Below are 4,045 nucleotides of genomic sequence, written 5' to 3' on the forward strand. Positions count from 1 at the left end.
CCTCGACGCGAAAGACCCAGTGGAACAACCCGGCACGAGAGGTCGGACGATCACCCACGCCCGCACTCCACTCGAAGCCGCACAACCAAACTCACAGCGACGCCATCAGTTGATCGGTGCATTCGGGCTGAGCGGGCGCAGCGGCGGACGTTCACCGCGAAGTACAAGTTGGCGATCGTCGAGGAGTACGAGCGGGCCGAACGCTGCGATCGTGGTGCGATCCTGCGGCGGGAGGATCTGTATTCGTCGTTGATCGTGGAGTGGCGCCGGCAACGCGACCGTGGCGCACTCGAGGCGCTGTCGGCCCGGCGGGGTCCCAAGCCATCGGTCGGCGCCGGTGGTGGCGGCCGGGTGGATGCGGGCGAGGTTGCACGGTTGAAGGCCGAGCTCGAGACCGCGCGGAGGGTGATCCGAATTCAGGGGGAACTGTCCGCGCTCTTGGAGGGGCTCTCATCGAGCAGCGTGGAGATCGGCGAGAGCGGGCACTGGGCATGATCGACACCGCGATCAGGGATCTGACGCCGCTGATCGGAACCCGCGCCGCGTGTGTGGCGACCGGGCGTCCGTCTGCGAGCTACTATCGCGGCAGGACGAAACCCGCACCACCGCACAACAAATCACCACCTGCCGCCGCACCCGCGGCCGCACCGTCGCTGGCTCCTGCCTCGGACAGTGCGCAACCGCGGGCGTTGACGTGCGCCGAGCGTGAGCAGGTGCTGGCGGTGCTCAATTCGGAGCGGTTCGTCGACATGGCCCCGGCCAGTGTGTATGCGACGTTGCTCGACGAAGGCAGCTACCTGTGCAGCGAGTCGACGATGTACCGGCTGCTGCGTGAACACGGGTTGACCGGGGAGCGCCGCCGTCACGCCAAGCATCCGGCGACGGTGAAGCCGGAACTGATTGCTCACCAACCGAATTCCGTGTGGTCGTGGGATATCACGAAGCTGCACGGCCCGGCGAAATGGACCTACTACTACCTGTACGTGATCCTCGACATCTACTCCCGGTACGTGGTCGGGTGGATGGTCGCTTCCCGTGAGTCACAGATCCTGGCAGAGAAGTTGATCGGGCAAACCATTCGGGCGCAACATATTCCAGACGGACAGTTGACCTTGCACGCTGACCGCGGATCGTCGATGACCAGCAAACCGGTAGCGCTGCTGCTCGCCGATCTCGGTGTCACCAAATCGCATTCGCGTCCGCGTGTGTCCAATGACAACCCATTTTCGGAATCTCAGTTCAAGACGATGAAGTACCGGCCCGGGTTTCCCGAACGATTCGACACGATCGAGGCATCGCGGATGCACAGCGCAGAATTCTTCGGCTGGTACAACGACGAGCATCGCCATTCCGGGATCGCGATGCACACTCCCGCCGACGTGCACTACGGGCGTGCTGACGAGGTCCGCCGTAGGCGCGGCATCGTCCTCGACGGCGCCTTCCAAGCCCATCCGGAGCGGTTTGTCCGCAAACCACCCGAACCACCGAAACTGCCCACCATCAGCGCCATCAATCCGCCATCCGAGGAGGACCAACCGACTGGCTAAACAAACGAAAACTCTGTCTCAGAAAGGTTGACAGGTTCCGCAGCGGTCGGCCCACTTCTTATGCTCCGACTCCGCGTGGCTGTATCCCCTCCGATACCTCGGCTTGTGCTCGAAGTCTTTCCCACAGCCACGCCACGGACAGAAACAGGACTCTCGGCCAAGTAGCGATCGCAGTTCCGCACCGCCACCGCTGTCGGCGCGACCCACCCAGGGCCTTCAGCTGACTCAGTGCCCCCGCCGGCCCTGGCAATCGACTGATTCGTCCGCAGGAGCTACTGTCGACGTGGTGAAGATCGAGGTACTCGTGGTGCCGGAATGCCCGCATGCCGATGCCGCGTCTGCGCTCGCGAGAGCAGCCTTGACTGCAGCCGAAATGGTCGGCGGCGCAGTGACGGTGACTCTCGTCGATTCGGAGAATCAGGCCGCCGCAATCGGGTTTGTCGGTTCGCCGAGCTTTCGGGTCAACGGTGTAGACCCATTCCTCGGCCGAGATCGATCACCGGCGATCGCCTGCCGGATGTATTGGACCCGGTCGGGTCTGAGCGGTGTTCCGGACCTGGATGACCTTGTACGCGCTGTAGTGTCGTCGACCGATCGCCAGCGGCGCTGAACCGAGGTAACCATGCAATGCTTGATTCGAGTGGTGTCAGTGTCTTCGACAAGCGAATGTAAGGAGATTTCCGTCGAGGTCGAGAACCGCGAATTCCCGAGTGCCATAGTCGGTGTCGATGGGACTCCCGGTGTCGCCGGGGTGAAGTACGCCGGTCGCAGCCATCTCGATGTATAGCTCATCGACAAGATCGACATCGATCCGGCAGCTCGCTGTGCCTGCAATGAAACTCTCGGCACCACTGCACACCGGTTCGGACCGGAAGTCGGGCCGCTCCTGCCAGGAATCGTCGAACGCAACCCATAGATGTATCTCCGCATCGTCACGGCAAAGCTTCGCAAAGGAATCATCCGCGTGAGAAACACTGAAACCTATTCGAGTACAATAATATTCGATGGAAACATCGATTCTGCGCACCGGCATGGAAGGTACCGTTCTCGTCAGCCTCATTCAGCGGATGCTACCCCGACAGCGCCCAAGATTGCACGCTCGCTACATCTCAGTCCGAGGACCGCGCTCATCCTGAGATGTAGCGAGCTGACCGTCGATTGTACCTGAAATCCACCGATTCGCTGATGTATCGGGTGTGAGTTGCTTTGTGCGCCAGTGAGACGGGTATGGTGTGGGTGATCGCCAGTCCTGGTGTGTCGGGTTGTTCCACTGGGTCTTTCGTGTCGTGAGTGGGCATGGAGGTCGTCGGTTCGCTGGTGTTCGGTAAGGTTTCGGCGAAAGAGACTGTCGAACAGCGTTATCCACGATTGCTCCCACGGCCAGTCGGTGGGCAGGTGCAGGGTCAGTTTCCGGGCGGAGTAGGCGATCCGCGCGGGGACGGTGATCAATGTCCGGCGGATGGTGTCGGTGTTTGCTTTCCTCAACTCGGGGTCGCCGGTGATGGTCATGCGGGACGCCGAGATCAAACCTACGCCGCGGTTGTCTGAGCACCGCCCGCGATACCGATGGCACCGCATACCGCTGGACCCTGACTGGCCTGGCGTTCAAAGGCGAATCCGATCCTCACGGTGTCTTGACCACAAAAGCCACCTCGGGCCAACTGAAGGACTTCGCGATCTGGATCAACTCCTACTGCACCGAACACGCTCTGGCGGAGTCGATTCCACTGGTCAACGGCCAACAGTGGGTTCTGAGTACTCGGCAGTTCCGCAGGACGCTGGACTGGTTCATCGCCCGCAGGCCCGGCGGTGCGATCACCTGCCGTCATCTGAGTATCCAGATGTTCGAAGGCTATACGGGCACCTCGGACTCGGGGTTCGGCGCCGAGGTCGAAGCCGAACAGGCACTCGCTCGCGGAGAAGATCTGATGAGCATCGCCACCGACCACCCCCACACTGTCACCGGTCCCGCCGCCGCCTTCACCGGGACTGTCATCACCGACAGCACCCGCATCAAGCGCCTGATGAAGCGATCCGAACCTGCCATCTACCCTGGCACGTTCGCGCTGTGTGTCTTCGATCCGGACAAGGCATTGTGTCAACAAGAATTAGGCCTGCGGGCAGGTCCTACCGCCACGTCGACGAGCCCGACATGTTCAGGTGCGTTGATGGTGGGCAGTTCGGCGGGTGCGTGGTCGCGGCGGCCGGGGACGGTGGCCATGCTGCGGCGTAGGACGTCGAGTTGGGCGCTCTTGTCGAGGCCTGTGAGGTCTGCGACCGCGTCGACGGTGGCCATGGGAATCGACCTTTCGCCGCGCCGGTAGGAACTACCGCCACAATATCGAACAAAAGTACTGCTTATCTGCTTAAGCCCGAATGCACCGATCAACTGATGGCGTCGCTGTGAGTTTGGTTGTGCGGCTTCGAGTGGAGTGCGGGCGTGGGTGATCGTCCGACCTCTCGTGCCGGGTTGTTCCACTGGGTCTTTCGCGTCGAGG

Annotated in this window: 4 protein-coding genes and 2 pseudogenes; 4 read left to right on the forward strand and 2 right to left on the reverse strand. The window is 61.9% G+C overall.

Annotated features, from left to right (window positions below):
* From J1M86_RS26610 to J1M86_RS24120, 3 genes and pseudogenes are all read left to right on the forward strand, one after another.
* A pseudogene (locus J1M86_RS26610) lies at nucleotides 1-495 on the forward strand (hypothetical protein); the annotation flags it as partial.
* A complete protein-coding gene (locus tag J1M86_RS24115; protein ID WP_206511661.1) occupies nucleotides 492-1,547 on the forward strand; it encodes an IS3 family transposase in 1,056 nt (351 codons plus the stop codon). The pseudogene J1M86_RS26610 and the gene J1M86_RS24115, both read left to right, overlap by 4 nt.
* 286 nt (nucleotides 1,548-1,833) lie before the next feature.
* Entirely contained in the window at nucleotides 1,834-2,157 is a 324-nt protein-coding gene (locus J1M86_RS24120) for a hypothetical protein (protein ID WP_075837659.1), read from the forward strand.
* Nucleotides 2,158-2,193: 36 nt separating this feature from the next.
* Here J1M86_RS24120 and J1M86_RS24125 read toward each other — a convergent pair whose 3' ends face one another.
* Together J1M86_RS24125 and J1M86_RS24130 are read right to left on the reverse strand one after the other, a co-directional pair.
* Nucleotides 2,194-2,607, reverse strand: a complete 414-nt coding sequence (locus J1M86_RS24125) for a VOC family protein (RefSeq protein ID WP_075837656.1) — start codon at nucleotides 2,605-2,607, stop codon at nucleotides 2,194-2,196.
* A 290-nt stretch (nucleotides 2,608-2,897) separates the two neighbouring features.
* Nucleotides 2,898-3,053, reverse strand: a pseudogene (locus J1M86_RS24130) (IS1380 family transposase); the annotation flags it as partial.
* A gap of 128 nt (nucleotides 3,054-3,181) precedes the next feature.
* Here J1M86_RS24130 and J1M86_RS24135 point away from each other — a divergent pair.
* A complete protein-coding gene (locus J1M86_RS24135; protein WP_206511662.1) occupies nucleotides 3,182-3,871 on the forward strand; it encodes a hypothetical protein in 690 nt (229 codons plus the stop codon).
* Nucleotides 3,872-4,045: the final 174 nt, after the last annotated feature.

This window comes from Rhodococcus sp. KRD197 (assembly GCF_017168235.1).
Lineage (GTDB): Bacteria > Actinomycetota > Actinomycetes > Mycobacteriales > Mycobacteriaceae > Rhodococcoides.

Bases quoted from the DNA above. Each gene is read 5' to 3' on its own strand.
- J1M86_RS24115 (WP_206511661.1), top strand. From the start codon at position 492: ATGATCGACACCGCGATCAGGGATCTGACGCCGCTGATCGGAACCCGC.
- J1M86_RS24125 (WP_075837656.1), bottom strand. From the start codon at position 2,607: ATGAGGCTGACGAGAACGGTACCTTCCATGCCGGTGCGCAGAATCGAT.